Source organism: Halorubrum salinum (assembly GCF_024494575.1).
In the GTDB taxonomy this organism is placed as follows: Archaea; Halobacteriota; Halobacteria; order Halobacteriales; family Haloferacaceae; genus Halorubrum; species Halorubrum salinum.
The window spans coordinates 304,206-321,262 of the sequence record NZ_JANHDO010000002.1 but is presented as its reverse complement, the minus strand read 5'-3'; the positions used below and the strand labels follow the sequence as shown (position 1 = coordinate 321,262).

General features: G+C 68.7%; 17 protein-coding genes. 4 read left to right on the top strand and 13 right to left on the bottom strand.

Features of this window, described 5'->3' with window-relative positions; all coding sequences use genetic code 11:
• Positions 1 to 215 precede the first annotated feature (215 nt).
• On the bottom strand, positions 216 to 3,302 hold the full coding sequence (locus tag NO930_RS07310) for an FAD-binding and (Fe-S)-binding domain-containing protein (RefSeq protein WP_137782935.1): 3,087 nt from the start codon (positions 3,300 to 3,302) through the stop codon (positions 216 to 218).
• Positions 3,303 to 3,509: 207 nt separating this feature from the next.
• Between NO930_RS07310 and NO930_RS07305 the strand changes: the two genes are divergently transcribed.
• Complete coding sequence (locus NO930_RS07305) at positions 3,510 to 3,878, top strand: VOC family protein (RefSeq protein WP_137782934.1); 369 nt, start codon at positions 3,510 to 3,512, stop codon at positions 3,876 to 3,878.
• 136 nt (positions 3,879 to 4,014) lie between these two features.
• Here NO930_RS07305 and NO930_RS07300 read toward each other — a convergent pair whose 3' ends face one another.
• The 4 genes from NO930_RS07300 to NO930_RS07285 form a co-directional block, all read right to left on the bottom strand.
• A complete protein-coding gene (locus NO930_RS07300) occupies positions 4,015 to 6,252 on the bottom strand; it encodes a hypothetical protein (protein WP_256402979.1) in 2,238 nt (745 codons plus the stop codon).
• 69 nt (positions 6,253 to 6,321) lie between these two features.
• Positions 6,322 to 6,648, bottom strand: coding sequence for a phosphoribosyl-ATP diphosphatase (gene hisE / locus NO930_RS07295; protein ID WP_137784587.1), 327 nt, complete (start codon positions 6,646 to 6,648; stop codon positions 6,322 to 6,324).
• The gene (pdxT, locus tag NO930_RS07290; protein WP_256402978.1) at positions 6,645 to 7,238 is read right to left on the bottom strand and encodes a pyridoxal 5'-phosphate synthase glutaminase subunit PdxT; all 594 of its coding nucleotides are present in this window, start codon (positions 7,236 to 7,238) and stop codon (positions 6,645 to 6,647) included. Before pdxT ends, hisE begins: the two co-directional genes overlap by 4 nt.
• Positions 7,239 to 7,275: 37 nt before the next feature.
• A complete protein-coding gene (locus tag NO930_RS07285) occupies positions 7,276 to 7,440 on the bottom strand; it encodes a preprotein translocase subunit Sec61beta (RefSeq protein ID WP_049984357.1) in 165 nt (54 codons plus the stop codon).
• Between the two features lie 193 nt (positions 7,441 to 7,633).
• Between NO930_RS07285 and NO930_RS07280 the strand changes: the two genes are divergently transcribed.
• Both NO930_RS07280 and NO930_RS07275 read left to right on the top strand, forming a co-directional pair.
• A complete protein-coding gene (locus NO930_RS07280) occupies positions 7,634 to 7,903 on the top strand; it encodes a thioredoxin family protein (RefSeq protein ID WP_092566346.1) in 270 nt (89 codons plus the stop codon).
• Positions 7,904 to 7,979: 76 nt separating this feature from the next.
• Positions 7,980 to 8,129 (top strand): 50S ribosomal protein L40e, encoded by a 150-nt coding sequence (locus NO930_RS07275; protein ID WP_004049145.1) that lies wholly within the window; start codon positions 7,980 to 7,982, stop codon positions 8,127 to 8,129.
• 71 nt (positions 8,130 to 8,200) lie between these two features.
• Here NO930_RS07275 and rad50 read toward each other — a convergent pair whose 3' ends face one another.
• The 4 genes from rad50 to NO930_RS07255 all read right to left on the bottom strand — a co-directional run bounded on the left by rad50 (position 8,201) and on the right by NO930_RS07255 (position 12,883).
• A complete protein-coding gene (gene rad50, locus NO930_RS07270) occupies positions 8,201 to 10,894 on the bottom strand; it encodes a DNA double-strand break repair ATPase Rad50 (protein WP_256402977.1) in 2,694 nt (897 codons plus the stop codon).
• Entirely contained in the window at positions 10,891 to 12,213 is a 1,323-nt protein-coding gene (mre11, locus tag NO930_RS07265) for a DNA double-strand break repair protein Mre11 (protein WP_256402976.1), read from the bottom strand. The genes rad50 and mre11 overlap by 4 nt, the downstream gene beginning before the upstream one ends.
• 79 nt (positions 12,214 to 12,292) lie before the next feature.
• A complete protein-coding gene (locus tag NO930_RS07260) occupies positions 12,293 to 12,559 on the bottom strand; it encodes a DUF7966 family protein (protein ID WP_256402975.1) in 267 nt (88 codons plus the stop codon).
• A gap of 60 nt (positions 12,560 to 12,619) precedes the next feature.
• On the bottom strand, positions 12,620 to 12,883 hold the full coding sequence (locus NO930_RS07255; protein WP_092563577.1) for a MarR family transcriptional regulator: 264 nt from the start codon (positions 12,881 to 12,883) through the stop codon (positions 12,620 to 12,622).
• A 138-nt stretch (positions 12,884 to 13,021) separates the two neighbouring features.
• Here NO930_RS07255 and pan1 point away from each other — a divergent pair, with 138 nt between their 5' ends.
• Complete coding sequence (pan1, locus tag NO930_RS07250) at positions 13,022 to 14,236, top strand: proteasome-activating nucleotidase Pan1 (RefSeq protein ID WP_256402974.1); 1,215 nt, start codon at positions 13,022 to 13,024, stop codon at positions 14,234 to 14,236.
• 29 nt (positions 14,237 to 14,265) lie between these two features.
• Here pan1 and NO930_RS07245 read toward each other — a convergent pair whose 3' ends face one another.
• The 4 genes from NO930_RS07245 to NO930_RS07230 all read right to left on the bottom strand — a co-directional run bounded on the left by NO930_RS07245 (position 14,266) and on the right by NO930_RS07230 (position 17,050).
• The gene (locus NO930_RS07245) at positions 14,266 to 14,403 is read right to left on the bottom strand and encodes a hypothetical protein (RefSeq protein WP_199242237.1); all 138 of its coding nucleotides are present in this window, start codon (positions 14,401 to 14,403) and stop codon (positions 14,266 to 14,268) included.
• Positions 14,400 to 15,575, bottom strand: coding sequence for a DHH family phosphoesterase (locus NO930_RS07240; protein WP_256402973.1), 1,176 nt, complete (start codon positions 15,573 to 15,575; stop codon positions 14,400 to 14,402). Before NO930_RS07240 ends, NO930_RS07245 begins: the two co-directional genes overlap by 4 nt.
• Positions 15,576 to 15,653: 78 nt before the next feature.
• On the bottom strand, positions 15,654 to 16,586 hold the full coding sequence (locus NO930_RS07235) for an SDR family oxidoreductase (RefSeq protein ID WP_137783821.1): 933 nt from the start codon (positions 16,584 to 16,586) through the stop codon (positions 15,654 to 15,656).
• Positions 16,583 to 17,050 (bottom strand): DUF5791 family protein, encoded by a 468-nt coding sequence (locus NO930_RS07230; RefSeq protein ID WP_256402972.1) that lies wholly within the window; start codon positions 17,048 to 17,050, stop codon positions 16,583 to 16,585. Before NO930_RS07230 ends, NO930_RS07235 begins: the two co-directional genes overlap by 4 nt.
• Positions 17,051 to 17,057: the final 7 nt, after the last annotated feature.

The following is a 17,057-nucleotide window of genomic DNA, read 5'->3' as shown; positions in this document are numbered from 1 at the left end:
GGCCGATGACGATCTCCAGTCGAACACTGGGGCGGCCGATCTCCAGTCGAATCGACCGGTCGCGGATCTCCAGTCGAAACCGTCCGCGTACCCGAACCCGACCCTCTCATCGTCGATCGCGAGCGACCGCCATTGATCACGGCCGCCCGTCGTCGATCACGGCCGCCCGTCGTTCGATCGCAAGCGATCGCCGACGGAGCGGGCGTCGTCGGCGCTCAGTCGTCCGCGGGTGCCGCGTCGGCCGATCCGGCCTGCGCGGTTCCCGCTGGACCGGTCACCGCCTCGGCGACCTTCTCGATCGGGTGCGGCGGGTTCTCCGTCTCGCCCTCGCGGTCACCGAGCTGGGACCGACAGGACGCGCCCGGCGCGGTCACGGTGTCGCCGGAACTCTCGTCGACCTGATCGAAGAGGATCCGGCCGATCGCCTTCGAGATGTCGTAGTGCTCCGACTCGTAGCCGAAGGATCCCGCCATCCCGCAACACGAGGAGTCGAGCGGGTCGACGTCGTAGCCCGCGCGCCGCATCACGCCGACCGCGTGGTGGTCCTTGTTCGTCGCCTTCTGGTTGCAGTGTCCGTGGTACGTGAGCGTCTCGGCCGGCGCGTCGAACGCCAACTGCTCGTCGACGCGACCGACGTCGAGGTACTCTAACACGCCGTAGGCGGCCGCGGAGACGGCCTCCACGTCCTCGCCGTCGAGCAGGTCGAGGTACTCGTCCTGGAACATGACCGCGTCGGAGGGCTCGACGAAGACGACCGACTGGCCGTCGCGGACTCGCGGCGCGAGCTTCTCGACGTTGGTCTCGGCGCGCTCGCGGGCGTCGTCGAGGAAGCCGGTCGAGAACGCCGCCCGGCCGGAGGGCGCGAGGTCGTCCGGAACCTCGACGCGGACGCCGGCCGACTCCAGCACCTCGACGGCCGCCTTCCCCGCCGCCGGGTAGCTGTAGTTGGTGTAGGTGTCCGGGAACAACACGACGGTGTCGGTCGCGTCCGCGGCGGACACCGTCGAGCCGCCGCGAGACTCGAACCACTCCTCGAAGCTGGTCGAGCGGAAGGTCGGCAGCTCGCGGTCGGGCGCGATCCCCGCGACCGCGTCCATCACCGCGCGGGCACCGGGAACCTTCGACGCCGCGTTCGAGATCGGCGCGAGGGTGCTCCCGAGCGCCGAGAACCGGTCGATGTCGCGGAAGATCCGCTCGCGGAGCCCCGATCCCTCCTCCTCGTGGTGTTCGTGTTTCACTTCGGCTTTCAGCTTCGCGAGGTCGACGCCCGTCGGACAGTCGCTCTTACAGCCCTTACAGCCGACACAGAGGCCGAGAACCTCTTCTTGGAAGCGGTCCGAGTGGATCTCGTCTTCGTCCAGCTCCCCGCTGATGGCGGCCCGGAGCATGTTGGCGCGGCCGCGCGTCGCCTGTATCTCCTCCTCGGAGGCGCGGTAGGTCGGACACATCACGTTGGAGTCCGTCTCCCGACAGGTGCCACAGCCGTTACACAGCTCGACGAGGTGCGAAAAGCCGCCCTCGTCCTCGAAGTCGAGCGCGGTCTGCGGCTCGATGGATTCGTAGGCCGGCCCGTACCGGAGGTTCTCGCGCATGTCGGTGTCGGCCGCGGTGTCGGGGTATCCGCGCTCGTCCGCGGTGTCGCCGTCGACGTAGACGACCTTGCCCGGGTTCATCCGCCACTCGGGGTCGAACGTCGACTTGAGTTCCTGGAACGCGCCCCACAGGTCCTCGCCGTACATCTTCGGATTGAACTCGGTGCGCGCGAGGCCGTCGCCGTGCTCGCCGGAGAACGAGCCGTGATGTTCTAAGACGAGGTCGGTGACGTCCTCGGAGATGGAGTGCATCTTCTCGACGCCCTCCTCCTCTTTCAACGAGAGGATCGGACGGATGTGGAGCGTTCCGGAGCCGGCGTGTGCGAAGTACGCCGCGGACGTGCCGTGGTCTTTCAGCACCTCCTCGAACTGGCCGACGTACTCGGCCAACTCCTCCGGCGGCACCGTCGCGTCCTCGATGAACGGGTACGGCTTGGGGTCGCCTTTCATGCCCATCAGAAGCGGGATCGCCGCCTTCCGGAGCTTCCAGATGTCCGCCTGGTCCTCCTCGGTGTACGCCTCGATCACGTCGAAGGCGTCACCCTCGTCGACGAAGTGCGCGTTCGTATCCGCGATCGCCGACTCGAAGTCGTCGACGAGCTCGGAGTCCCACTCCAGCATGAGCGCCGCGGCGGCTCGGTCCGGGATGGGTTCCGCGTACTGCGCGAACTCCTGTGAGCCGGCCGCCAGCGAGAACACCTCGTCGTCCATCAGCTCGACCGCGCTCACCGGGAACTCCAGCGCCTCCGGGACGGCCTGCATCGCGTCGACGAGCGAATCGAAGGTGTACAGCGCGAGCGCCGTCTCCTCGGGGCGGGTGACGAGTGACACCTCGGCCTCGACGATCGTGCCGAGCGTGCCCTCCGCGCCGACGAACAGCTTCGAGAGGTTGATGACCTCCTCGCCGTCGTCGTTCTCGTAGATCACCTTGTGGAGGTTGTATCCCGACACCGACCGCTTGAGGTTCGGGTACTTGTCGTCGATCTCTCCCTGGTTGTCTTCGACGAGCTGGCGTGTCGTCTCGTAGAGCGCGGCCTCCTGACCGTCGCCGGAGACGATCTCCTCGTACTCCGGCGAGTCGAGGACGACCTCGCGGGTGTGGATGAGCGAGCCGTCCGCGAGCACGACTTTCAGTTCCTCGGTGTACGCGTCGGTGATCCCGTAGCGGACCGAGTGCGCGCCCGTAGAGTTGTTGCCGATGCCGCCGACGACCGTCGCGCGCGCCGACGATGCCGGGTCGGGCGCGAACTTCAGCCCGTCCTCCGCGAGCCGGTCGTCGAGGTGGTCCTGGACCACGCCGGGCTGGACCACCGCACGGCGGTCGTCGGGACGAACCTCGACGATCTCGTCCATGTTCGGCGTGAAATCGAGCACGACACAGCCCGGACCGACCGTCTGCCCGCCGAGCGAGGAGCCCGCGCCTCGCGGGATGACGGGGACGCCGTGGTCGGCCGCGACCCGCATCGTCTCCTGGACGTCCTCGACGGAGCGCGGCGTCACGACGCCGGCCGGCCGCGCCTGATAGATGCTGCCGTCGGTGGCGTACAGGACCTGGGCGTACTCGTCGAACTGGACGTCGCCGTCGACGTGTGCCCGGAGATCGGACGCTAGTTCCCTGAATGCGGCTACGTCCGGCCGGTCGTGACCGAGCGCGGCAGACGACGTGTCGAGGTCGGTGAAGTCATTCCCCCGCGTGGGCTCAGTTGCCATGTTACTACTGGGCGGTACGGAGCGAATAAATCCTTTGTTAAAAATGAATATGATACCGAGTTACCATTCTCGTCGCCATCGCCCGGTTCCCGGGCGAGCGCGCGTTCCCATCGGACTACCGAGTCGTCGTCGCTGCCGGATCGCGGGCGCGTCTCTCTGCGGCGCGGTTCGTCGGGATTTATTGTCCTCCCCGCGAGACGGCGACGCATGGAGATACTCCACACGTGTCTCAACGTCGAAGACGCGGACCGAACGGCCGACTGGTACGTCGAACAGCTCGGGTTCGAGCGCTCGTGGGAGTTCACGACCGAGGACGGCGACACGCGCAACGTGTACGTCGCCGACGACGCGGGCGTGGAGTTCCAGTTGTCCGACACCGACGGCGAGACGCCGAGCGACGACGGCGACCGCTACGACCACGTCGCCGTCGGCGTCGACGACGTCGACGAGACGTTCGAGGCGATCGACCACCACGGCGTCGTGAAGGAGCCGGGCGACCAGCCCGCCGCCGGCGCGCGGACGGCGTTCGTGAAAGACCCCGACGGACACGCCGTCGAACTGATCGAGCCGCTGTAATCGGACGCGTCTCTCGATCGCTTTTTTGTCGACCGATACGAGCGCGGATTCCTTCCGCTGAGATCCCGAACACCGACGAGACGCGTCTCCCGCGACCACCGCCGGCGGCGACGGCGACACTCCGCTCGTCGCCCGGCTACAGCGACCCCGCCGACTGCGCCTGTTCGACGCGTCGCGTCGCCTGTGCCATCCGGTTCTCGGTCGCCGTCGCGAGCCCCGGCGGGAGCCCCTCCCGGGCCGCGGCCAACCGCTCTTCGATCCGCGCGATCCGGTCTGCGACCGCCTCCAACTGCCGGGTCACGCCCGGCGCGTCGCCCTCGCGGGCCCGCGCCTCGGCGCGCTCGGCCGCCTCGACCGCGGCCGCGAGCGCGCGTTCGAGACCGGTGACGGCGTTCGACGGGCCGCCGGCGTCGCCGCCGCCCGCGTTTCCGGCGTCAGCGCGCGTGGCGTCGTCACCGTCATCGCTTTCGTCGTCCTCGGTCGCCGCGACCGCGGCAACCTCTGCGCGGGTCTCCTCGGCGACGTCGGCGACGAACCCGGCCAGCGAGGCCGCGCCCGTCTCGGGACGCTCGATCCGGATCGGCGAACCGGTTTCCGCCCCGGCGTCGTCGACCGACGGAGTGACCCGGTACGCGCCGATCTCAGCCGCCGTGTCGCGCACCTCGGCCGTGTACGCGCCGCCCGCGTGGACGTACACCGCGTCGGTTCCCTCGACCGCGGAGTCGTAGATCCGCCCGGCGAAGTCGTCTTCGAGCGCGGCGCGCGCCAGTTCGGTCTCGCCGGCCGCCTCGCCGATCTCGACTCGGGTCGCGTCTTCGCGGGCGACGAGCGGGATATCGCCCTCGACGCCGGCGGTGGTCGCCTCGTCGGATTCGACGCGCAGCCGCTCGCTGTGCGGCGTCCGTCCCGCGCCGTTGACCGTGATGCGATGCTCGCCCTCCGAGACGCCCTCGGCGACGGCGACGCCGCCGAACGTCGGGACCATCTCGGGGTCGCTCTCGATCAACACGACCGACTCGACGGTCGCCTCGGTCACCGTCAGCCCCTCGCCGTCGGGAGCCTCGGCGCTCTCGATCGCCTCCGTGACGCGGGCGACGAGCCCGTCGAACGCGGCCGCGGCCTCGCCTCCGATCCCCGCCTCGTCGGCGACGGCCTCGTATCGGTCAGCGATCTCCGCGCGGTGGTTTCCGGCGCTGACGTCGACGGCCGGATTCTCGTACCGTGGCTGTTCCCACGGCACGCCGGTCGTCGTAATGTGGCTCGCGACCGCGTCTTCGACGGCCTCCGGAACCGCGAACTCGAAGCTGAGTTGCGGGCCCGTAAAGGCCGATATCCCCTCTAATTCGGCCGTTTCGACGAGATCGTAGGTGACGACCGACTCGGCGACGTCGGTCGCCTCCGGGTCGTCTCGGTCCCGGTGACGGAACGCGACGCCCGTCTCTCGGAGCGAGAGGTCCGTCGGCGGCGCGGCGAGGGCGTCGAGCGAGCGAATCGTGAGCGCCTCGTCGACCAGCGAGTCGGCGGTCACGGCGGGGAGGTCGGGGTGGTCGTAGATCGGCTCTCCCTCGTACTCGGGGACGACGAACGGGAGCCGCATCCCCTCGTCGCGGGGGAGCCCGTACGCGATCGGGACGCCGAGTACGTCCTCTATCGTGTCGACCGTCGCGTTCGTGATATCGGCGAGCAGGCCGTCGCCGCCGACGCGCTGGAATCGGTCCGGGACGTCGTTGACCGACAGCGTGCTGGAGTGTGAGCCGAGTTCGGTGAGGATCCGAGGGACGCGGTCGGGGTCCGGGTCGAGGAACTCGTTGTTCGGGACGCTTCGAGAGTGCGAGCTGGCGACGTACAGCTGCGGCTCGCCGGTGTCGAGGTCGACGAACACGTGGAGCACCTCCCAGTCGTGCCAGTGGAAGTTCGCCGTGAACTGGTCGAACGCGGAGTAGAACCAGAACTGGACGACCGCGAGCGGCGAGTCCTCGTATCGGACGCCGTGATAGAAGACGGTCGGGTCGGGCGGGACGCCGGCCTCGTCGTAGCGCTCGTGATACCCGTCGAACGCCTCGAACCCGTCAACGACGGTATCGCCGTCCTCTTCCGTGGTGTACGGTCGCGGGTCGGTCGGGAACCACGGCTCCGCGGAGTCGAAGTACAGCGTCGGCGCGAACCGAGAGGCGAGTTCGTCGAGGGCGTCGGGATCCATCGCGGTCGTCTCCGAGTCGGGGGATTCACTCCCCGAGGCGGGCGATTCACCCGCCGCGTCGTCTTCCGTCCGATCGCTCGGGTCGCCCGCGCAGCCGGAGACGACGACGGTGCCCGCACCGGCGAGCGAGCCGAGGACGGACCGGCGAGCGACGCCGTCGGTGCGGTCGGTCATTGCATCGTCCACGACCGCAGCGGCGAATAAGTCTTCTGACGCGGTGCAGCGTCGGCTCGCCGGGCGACGCTAGAACCGATCCCGCAGCTCGTCGCGGAGATCGTCGATGTCGAGGTCCTTCATGGCGAGCAGCACCAGCAAGTGATAGACGAGGTCGGCGCTCTCGTAGGTGAGTTCGTCGAGGTCGTCGTCTTTCGCGGCGAGGATCGTCTCCGTCGACTCCTCGCCGATCTTCTCTAACACCGCGTTCTCGCCCTTCTCGTGGGTGAAAAGCGACGCCGTGTACGACCCCTCCGGGAGCTCCGCCTTCCGTGACTCGATGGTGGCGAACAGCTCGTCGAGGGCGGCCTCGTCAGGGACGCTATCGCCCTCGTCGGTGGCAGCGGGATCGCTCACGCCACCACCTCCCGTTCCGGGAAGAAGGCGAGGTCGTGGATCCGCGAGTCGTCGGTGAGTTCCGGGTGGAACGCGGTGGCGAGGACGGGGCCGTCCCGCACCGCGACCGGCCGACCGTCGACGGCCGCGAGGACCTCGACGTCCGGGCCGACGTCGTCGATGAGCGGCGCGCGGATGAACACGGCGTGAAACGGGTCGACGAGTCCGTCGACCGACAGCGCCGCCTCGAAGGAGTCCTTCTGTCTCCCGAACGCGTTCCGGTCGACCGAGACGTCGACGAGCCCGAGCGGGTCGACGCGGTCGTCTTTCGCGTCGCGAGCGCAGACGATGAGGCCGGCGCAGGTCGCGAGCACGGGCTTGCCGGCCGCGACGTGGTCGCGGATCTCGGCGGCGATGCCCTCCCGATGGAGGAGCCGCGATATCGTCGTCGACTCGCCGCCCGGGACGAGGAGGGCGTCGCAGTCGGGCACGAGTCCCGCGTCCCTGATCTCGACGACGTCCACCGGCTCGTCGTGGGCGGCCGCGGCGTTCCGGACGGCCTCGGCGTGTTCGGCCACGTCGCCCTGCACGGCGATGACGCCTGCTTGCATGGCCGCCTATCCGTCGGGGACGGGCAAAAAGGGCGCGCTACGCGACCGTCAGAGAGAGGATCTGGACGAAGACGCCGAAGAGGACGCAGAAGGCGAGGACGGTCTTCGGGTTCATCGTGATCGCGTCTCGGCCTTGGTTGTCGAAGTAGCGGACCAGTCCCGCACTCGACATCAGGCCGCCGGAGTTGGAGCCACTGCTCATACCTCTCGATGGGTCTCACCGCGTTCTAAACGTTTCGCTCGCGTCCCGGAGTCGTCATCGGCCGCCGTGCGCTCGGCTCCGGGTCCGCGGGCCGCAGCCGAGGGCTCGCGGTCCCGTGGTCGGCGGTCCTGTACTCGGAGACGCACGAGTGGGAAACCCTTATGCGCGGTGCGACGGTACGTTGCGGCGGATAATGACTGTTCGACTGCTGGATTTTCACGCAGACTGGTGTGGCCCGTGTAAGACGCAGGACCCGATCCTCGAGGAGATTCAGGAGGACCTCGGCGACGCCTTCGAACTCCAGAAGGTGAACGTCGACGAGGAGCAGGACGTCGCCAACCAGTATCAGGTGCGATCGCTTCCGACGCTGATCGTCGAGAACGACGACGGCGTCGTCGATCGGTTCGTGGGCGTCACACAGCGAGAGGATATCGAAGCGGCGCTCGCCGAGGCGGGCGCGTAGCCGGACAGTCAGACGCGGTCCGTCGCGACCGGCCGCGTCTCGCAAGCTTTTACAGCGTCGCCACGACAGTAGTCGTATGGCCAGTTTCGACGCCGCGGAACGCCGCAACCTCGATCGACACATCTGCATGCGCTGTAACGCCCGCAACTCTCCCGACGCCGACCGCTGCCGCAAGTGCGGCTACACGAAGCTCCGCCCGAAGGCGAAGGAACGCCGCGCCGCATAGAGCGTCGGTCCCTCATCGGCGACCCCGCCGGCCTCCAAGTCGGCCGACATCAAGGTCACCCGACGCCCGACTCAGTCGTCCGCGAGCGACGCGACGTCGAGTTCGGCCGCGTCTTCTCTTCGCACCGTCGACCGGTTCGACCGAGGGTCCTTCTCGACGGTGACGAGTTCGTCTGCGGCACCCACCAGTTCGTCGTCGTGGCTGACGATGAGTATCTGTCGCACGCCGAACCCGCGCATCTCCTCGACGAGGCGCACGAGGCGGGAGACGTGTCCGGAGTCGAGAAAGACCGTCGGCTCGTCGAGGATGAGCGGCGGCGTCGGGGCCGCGCCCTCGATCCCCTCCGAGAGCAGCCGGTAGATCGCACAGCGCAACGAGAGGTTGAACAGCGCGCGCTCACCCCCGGAGAGCTGTTCCGGGTCTAACGCCTCGCCGTCCTTCTGATAGACCGTGAGGACGTACTCGCCGTCGAGTTCGATGTGCGAGTAGGCGTCGTTGCCGTAGACGAGTTCGAACGTCTCGTTGAGGGTGCGCTCCAACTCGGTGACGTTGCGCTGGCGCAGCTCCGCGCGCAGGTCGCCGTACATCGCCTCCAGTTCGCTCGTCTCCGCGTGGAGTGCTTCGAGCGCGTCTACCCGCTCCGCGAGCGATTCGCGCTCCTCGCGGAGGTTCTCTAACTCTCGAATATCGCCTTTCACACCGCCGATCGCGTTCTCGATTTCGGTCCGGCGCTCCGCGAGCCGATCGAGCTCCTCGTCGACCTCGTCGAGGTACTCCTCGGCTCGATCCCTCTTCGCTCTCGCCTCCTCGACCGCGTCGTCGTCGACCGCGTCGGCGACCTCGTCGCGTCGCGCGCGCTTGTCGCCGAGCCGGTCTCGCCGCTCGTCGTTCACCTCCTCTAAGTTCTCCCGTTTCTCGCGGTGCCGGTCGATCGCGTCTTCCGCGTCCGCGACCGTCGAGAGCCGCTCTTCGATCGCGCCCACCGCCTCACGGACGTCTTCGACCGTCGCGAGCGCGTCCTCCAACTCGGCCACGCGGGCCGCGGCCGTCTCGGCCTCCTCCCGTTTCTGAGCGGCGACCTCGCGGGTCTCTTCGGCTTCCTCGCGAAGGTCGGCGGCGCGCTCGCGCTTCTCCGCGGCCGCCTCCCGCTTCCGTTCCGTCTCCGAACGCTTCTCGTCGACCCGCTCATCGAGAGTCTCGACCCGCTCGTCTATCTCGTCGAGCCGATCGGCCGCGCTCGCGAGGTCGTCCAGCTCTTCGACCCGCTCGTCGAGGCCGCGCTCGCGCTCGCGGGCGTCCGCCAGTTCCGCTTCCAGCTCGGCGACTCGCTCGCGGTCCTCGTCGATCCCGCTCGCGTGCGGGGAGTCCTCGACCGGCTGGCCGCACTCGGGACACTTCCCGGCCGCGAGCAGCTCTTCGGCCTCCTCGACGCGCTGGCGGGCGTTCTTCAGCTCCGCGGTCAGCTCCGCGATCCGCTCGCGGACCTCGCCGCGCCGCTCGCGGAGGGCCTCCCGCCGGTCGGTCACCCCGTCGCGATCGACGTCGGCGTCGGCGGTCGCGAACCGCTCGCGCAGCGTCTCGGCCTCCTCGCGGAGCTCCTCGATCGACGCCTCTCGCTCGTCGGCCTCATCCGCGGCCGCCTCGGCCTCGGCGTCGAGGTCGTCGGCCTCGGACTCAACCTCCGCGGCGCGCTCGTCGCGGTCGTCCGCCTTCCCGGCGAGGTTCGTCGCCTGATTCCGGAACGCCTCGGCGCTCACCCGCTCGTCGTCGAGCTCCTCGCGGATCTCGCTCTCGCGGTCGTCGAGCTCCTCGCGGCGCTCGACGATGGCCTCCTCGCTCGCCGCGTCGAGCCCGGCGTCGTCGAGTCGGTCGGCGATCTCGCTTTCGACCTCTCCGATCCGCTCGCGAGCCTCGCGGATCGCGTCGCGGTGCTCGTCTCGCTTCCGTTCGGTCGCCCGGATCGCCGCTTCGATCTCGTCGATCTCCGCTTCGACCGCCTCCAGTTTCTCCCGTTTCTCCGCGTGGGTCGAGAGCGTCTCGGCGGCCGCCTCTCGGGTCTGTTTCGCCTGCTCGCGCTGCGTCTCGTACCGGTCGATCTCCCCCGTGACCGCCGTGAGGTCGCTTTCGAGCTCGTTGAGCCGGTCGTGGAGGTTCTTCGCTTCCTTCGTTCCGATCTGGTCGTCGAGCTGGTCGAGCCGCCCGCGGCGGTTCTCCAACACGTCCTCGACGCCGAGGCGGGCGTCGCCCGCGCGCTCGCGGTACTCCTCCAGCTTCCCGAGCTGGAGCAGGTCGTCGATCGTGTCCTGGCGCTCGCAGGGTGTGGCGTTGATCAGCTTGTTCACCTCGCCCTGCCGGACGTACGCGCAGTTGACGAACGCCTCGGCGTCCATCCGGAGGAGTTCGGTGACGAACTCGCGGACCGCGCGCGCGCCGTCGCGGGTCACGTCGCTTCCGTCCGTCGCTTCGAGGGTGCACTGGTGGTCGATCCGCCCGTCGTACGCCTTGAGTCGTCGCTCGACGCGGTAGGACGCGCCGTCGTGCGTGAACCACAGCTCCACCTCCGTCTCCTCCTCGCCGTTCGTGATCACGTCGTCGAGCGTCCCATCGAGCGCCGTCGAGCCGTACAACGCGAAGAAACACGCCTCCAGGAGCGAGGACTTCCCGCTCCCGTTGAGACCGTGGATGACGGTGACGCCCTCCGTCAGCCGAAGGTCGGCGTCGCCGTAGGGCTTGAAGTTCGAGAGCCGGACGCGGTCGAAGTTCACAGGTAGTCCTCCATGGAGACTTGGCCGTCGGTCGGATCGGAGTCATCGGTGTCCGCGTCGTCATCGGCGTCTGCGTCGCCGTCCGCGTCGTCAGTGCTGTCGGTCGGGTCCGCATCGTCGGTGGACGGTTCGTCGGCGCCGTCAGACGTGTCGATCCCGCCGGACGCCGAGTCCTCGTTTCCGCCCTCTCCCCCGGAATCGAACGCGTCGAGATCGTCGAGCCGCTCTTCGACGCGTCGTTTCACCGTCTCCCTGACGTTGCTGTCTGAGACGGTCTCCGACCGGACCGCGTCCTCGACGTCGGTCGCGGCCGGTGAGAGCGACATCCCGTCGAGGCGCTCGCGGACGGCGTCTTCGGGGTCCGCGAAGCTCACGTCTACCTCGGTCTCCGTCTCGACCTCTCGGCGGTCGGTCACGCGGGCGATGAGCGCGCCCTCGTCGGTCGCGAACGCCTCGACCGCGGCCGGCGTGACCGGGTCGCCCCCGCCGGTCACGTCGACGAGGACGACTGCGTCGTCCAGATCGTGCTGGCGCACCTGCTCGCGAACGCGCGACTCGCCTTCGCCCTCGCGGAGGTCGACCTCGACGAAGACGAACGGACGCGTGTCGAGCGCGCGCCGTCGGATCTCCACGCGGTCGTCGCCGCCCGCGGCGTCCGCGTCGAAGGTGACGAGGTTGTATCCCCTGCCCTCCGTCTCGCTCGCGCTCGCGCGCTCCGTCGATCCCGGGTAGGTGACCCACGTGCCCGCGACCTCGGCGACGTCCGGCGTGTGGTTGTCGCCGAGGAGCATCGCGTCGAACGCCACGTCGCTCTCCGCGAGCACCTCCTCCGTGTCCCAGTCGGCGTAGCCGAACGGCTCGAACAGGCCGTGGGCGACTAAGGCGGCGTACTCCGCGTCGTGGTCGGCGAACGCGTAGTCGAGGTCGTCGCGACGGGAGACGGGAACGTGATCGAGCCCGTAGAAGGCGGTGTCGCCGACGACGGTCGGCGCGTCGCCGAGGCGGGTCGCGAGCCCCAGCCGCTCGAACAGGTCGAGCCACTGGCCGCCCCGCGTCGACTCGTGGTTGCCGACCACCGCGAGGAAGGGAATTCCGGCGTCGTCGAGCCGTCGGAGGACGGAGATCGTCCCCATCAGGTCGGGAAGTTCCGGCCGCCGGTCGTGGAAGAGGTCGCCCGCGTGGACGACGGCGTCGACGTCGCCGTCGACGGCGTCGTCGACCACGGCGGCGAACGCGTCGAGGAAGTCTCGGCGTCGGACCGGCGAGTGGTACTGCGCGTACCCGATGTGGGTGTCGCCGGTGTGGATCACCCGTGTCATCTGTCCGCGTCTTGGCCGGTATCGGGTTTAGGGGTTCCGGGGGAACGGTGCCTCGCCGACGCGACCAGTCCGATCGGGATCAGCCGGCGGCGGCCCGGAACCGCCGATACGCGTCGAGCGCCTCGCGACCTCGCTCTGCCGCCGCGTCGTCGCCGTCGCGCTCGGCGGTCGCGATCGCCTCGCGCAGGCGATCGAGTCCGACGGCGCGGACGAATCCGGCGGCCCGTCTGAGATCAGTGCGCGCGGCGTCCGCCTCGTCTATCACGGCGACGGCGGGAGACGTCGCGGTGTCGGTCCGTGTCGCGAGCGCGGCGAGCGCGCGTTTGACCGCGGTAGTGGAGACCACGGGCGCTCTGCGTCGCTATCGCTTGTCAACGCTCGGGTGTGCGTACACGAAGAGCGCGGCTCACACCGCGAGCGTATACAGGCGCTTTCGCGCGTCGGTGAACGAGAACCGCGCGTCCACGACGCCCTCGTCTTCCAGCCGCGAGAGGGCGTACCTGACCGTCCGCGCCGGAAGCAGCGTCTCCTCGGCGAGTTCGCTCTGGGTCAGGGTGTCGTTGTAATCGAGCACCTTCGCGACGAGCTTCGCGCTCGGCGGAAGGTCTCGCACGTCGCTCCAGCGGTCTGTACTGCTCTCCTCGGCGACGACGGCATCGGTGGTGCTCATGTATACCGCTCTATTGTGAATGCTGTATAATAATATTTGCTATCCATTTTAATTACTGTTAAGAATATTTTAAAGCGCCTCCCGACAGATCGTCCCCCACCCGAAACCTCTTACGCGCGAGACGCTTTATTACGTCCAATGACAGACACCGTCGACGACGTCGAGATGCCCTACGAGGGGTCGGCGTCGAGACAGGAGAAGATCGAGTCGCTCCAAGAGGAGCTCGACGTCCTAGAGTCGCAAAACGAGGAGATGCGCGACAAGCTCCTCGACGCGAACGCCGAGAACAACAAGTACCAGCAGAAGCTCGAACGGCTCACCCACGAGAACAAGAAGCTGAAACAGTCCCCGCTGTTCGTGGCGACGGTCCAGGAGATCACGCCGGACGGTGCGGTGATCAAACAGCACGGTAACAATCAGGAGGCGCTGACGGAGATCACAGACGAGATGCGGGAGAATCTCGACCCCGACGACCGCGTCGCCGTCAACAACTCGCTGTCGGTCGTGAAGAAGCTGGAGAAAGAGACCGACGTCCGCGCCCGCGTGATGCAGGTCGAGCACTCGCCGGACGTCACCTACGCCGACATCGGCGGGCTCGACGATCAGATGCAGGAGGTCCGCGAGACCGTCGAAATGCCCCTCGAACACCCCGACATGTTCGAGGACGTGGGAATCACGCCGCCGAGCGGCGTGCTGCTGTACGGCCCGCCCGGAACGGGGAAGACGATGCTCGCGAAGGCCGTCGCCAACGAGACGGACGCCACGTTCATCAAGATGGCCGGCTCCGAGCTCGTCCACAAGTTCATCGGCGAGGGCGCGAAGCTCGTGCGCGACCTGTTCGAGGTCGCCCGCGAGAATCAGCCCGCGGTCCTATTCATCGACGAGATCGACGCGATCGCCTCGAAGCGGACGGACTCGAAGACGAGCGGGGACGCCGAGGTCCAGCGGACGATGATGCAACTGCTCTCCGAGATGGACGGGTTCGACGAGCGCGGCGAGGTGCGGATCATCGCCGCGACCAACCGCTTCGACATGCTCGACCCCGCCATCCTCCGGCCGGGCCGCTTCGACCGCCTCATCGAGGTCCCCAAGCCCGAGACCGAGGGCCGTGAGATCATCTTCCAGATCCACACCAGGAAGATGAACCTCGCGAGCGACATCGACTTCACCGAGCTCGCCGAGCTGACGCCCGACGCTTCGGGTGCCGACATCAAGGCGATCTGTACCGAAGCCGGGATGTTCGCGATCCGCGACGACCGCACGGAGGTCACCCTCGACGACTTCCTCGACGCACACGAGAAGCTCCGACAGGACGACGAGAGCGGGGCGGACGACTCGCTGGCGTTCGCCTGATCGCGTTTCGCCTGCGTTTTATCGACCGTTCACGCTCCGACGACGACCAGATACGGACCCAGAAACACGAGCGCGAACACCAGTCCGACCGCGGCAGCGTACCCGAGTCCGACGGCCGCGAGCGCGCGCCACTGCTCGCCGATCGTCTGTCCGGGGTCCGCGCTCACACGTCCCCCGCCATCGCGCGGAACAGCGCGTCAGTCAACTCGTCTCGGTCCACCGTCGTCGCGCCCTCGTCGTCGGTCGGATCGACCGTCGGAGTGATCGTCCCGCCGCCCATCCGTGAGTGTCCTCCGCCGTCGCCGTTATCGACGTCCGAGAGCACCGAGTCGATCGCGTTGCCCATGTGGACGCGGTCGTCCCGCGATCGCCCCGAAAGATGGATCGTTCCGTCTCGTTCGCCGATGATGACGACGGCGCTCACCCCCTCCAGCTGGATCAGCTCGTCTGCGGCCTGCGGGATCGCGTCCACGTTGTTCACGCCGCCGACGTCTGCGACGGCGAACGATCCCTCGATCCGGCGGCCCGCGATCGCCCGCGCTTTCACTTCCAGCACCTCCGCGTCGACCGCCGGGTTGGCGATCCGGTCGAGTCGGTCTTGGTCGACGCCCGGGTACAGGTAGGCGGCGGCCGCGAAGTCGGGTTCGCTCGCGCCGACCGTCAGGTGTTTCGTGTCGGCTAAGATCCCGTACAGCAGTCCGGTCGCCGTGTCGGTGGGGAGCGTGAGGTCGCTTTTCGTCTCGCTCGCGTGCTTGTCGGGGGGGACGGGTGTCGCACCGTTCTCCTCGAAGTACTCCGCGACGACGGACGCGGTTGCACCGTAATCGGTCCGGACGTCAGTGAACCGCTCCCCGGATCCGTCACCCGGGTGATGATCGACTACCGCCGTCGGAAGGACGCCGTCGGCCCCCGCGAATCCCCGTGGCTCGTTGTGGTCGACCAACACCACCGACTCGGCGGCGAGATCGCTCACGTGTTCGATGGGGTCTAAATCGAGGTCGAGAACGGTCCGAAACGCCCGGTTCTCCTGGTGCCGGATCTGTCCGGGGTACTGAACCGTCGCATCGACGCCGACCTGGTTCGCGAGGGAGGCGACGCCGAGCGCGGCCGACATCGCGTCGGGATCGGGATTCGGGTGCATCAACACCGCGATCTCGTCCTGTTCGGCCAGCAGCCGACGGAACGTGACGCCGGTCGGGCGGCGGGCGCGGAACAGCGCGTACGCGACGACGACACCGACGCCGACGGCGAGGAGCGCCGCCGCGGCCAGCTCCGGGTTCTCACGCGCGAGCGTAGCCGCTCGCGATAGTCGCCCGTCGGTCACGCTCTGTTCCCACATGTCTGTCCGCGACTCGCTCCCGCTACATGAAGGTTGGTTACGGTTCCGGTTCGACGCGATCGGGGCGGTCGAACGCCGTCACGAGCGTCGCTCGCTTCGAGTCCGAACTGCCCGTATCGCGTCACAGTACCCCTCGCGGTACGTCGGATACGCGAACGCGTAGCCGAGTTCGCGAAGCCGCGCGTTCGAGCAGCGCTTGCTCGTCCGGATCCGCCGCTCGGCCGCCTGAGAGAGGTCGCCGTCGGCGATCCGCTCCGCCTTCGATCGCTTGGCCGGGCGGGGAACGCCGCACGCGTCCGCGAGCCAGTCGGCGAACGCGTGTTTGTCCACCGGCTCGTCGTCGACGACGAGGACTGGTTCACCGCGAGCCGCGTCGGCGTCCAGAACGAACCGGACCGCCCCGGCGGCGTCGTCGCGGTGGACCATGTTCAGGTACCCCGCCGTGACCGGCCCGTCGAGGTAGCGGTCGATCCGGTAGCGGTCCGGGCCGTACAGCCCCGCGAACCGGGCGACGGTCCCGTCGATCCCGGCCTCGCCGGCCTCCTCGATCGCGATCCGCTCCGCCTCCGCGAGGACGCGAGTCTTCTCCGTCGTGGGGTCGATCGGCGTCTCCTCGTCGACCCACGCGCCGCCGTGGTCGCCGTACACGCCGGTCGAGGAGGTGTACACGAGCCGATCCGGCGTCGGCGACCGCGAGCCGTACTCGTCGACGACGTTCCGGAGCCCCTCGACGTACACGGACCGGGCGGCCTCGGCCCCGCGCCCCCCGGAACTCGCCGCGAACACGACCGCGTCGGCGTCGGGGAGCGATTCGAGCGACGCGGGGTCGGTCGCGTCCGCGCGGACGGCAGAGACGCCCCCGTCGGCTTCGTCGACGCGCTCGCCGAGTTCCCGGATCGCGGCGAGCCCGTCGTCTGACCGCCGCACGCCCGACACGTCGTGTCCGCGCTCGGCGAGCTGTCGCGCGAGCTCCGTGCCGACGTACCCACAGCCGACGATAGCGACGTTCATCGCTTCCGGCGCTCGATGAGCGCGGCTATCTCCGCGAGCTCACCGACCGTCATCGCGGCGCGTCCCTCAAGCGCCTGCTGGACTTCCTGTCCGGTCAGGTCCGCGTCGATCCCGGCGGCGATCGTGTCGACGTCGAGTACCGCCGTCGTCATGCCCATCAACAAGTGATCTCTGAGTTCGGCCACGGCGACGTCGGCGTCGCGGTCGTCCGACAGCGCCAGCACCGCCGCGCCGTCGGCCACGGTCAGCTCGTCGACGTCGCCGTCGAGCGCCGCGTCGACGCTCGCGGCGTCCAGTCCGAGGTCCGATGTGAGCCTCGTCCGGCCGGCCTCGGCGGCCGCCTCACGCAACGCCGCGGCGAAGGCCGATCGAAGCTCGGATGCGGTCACGTCTGGCGACTCTCCGGTCGGTACCGTCGACTCCCCGCGTTCGTCCGCCGCGTCGCCGACGACCTCGTGAAACATGGTCCCT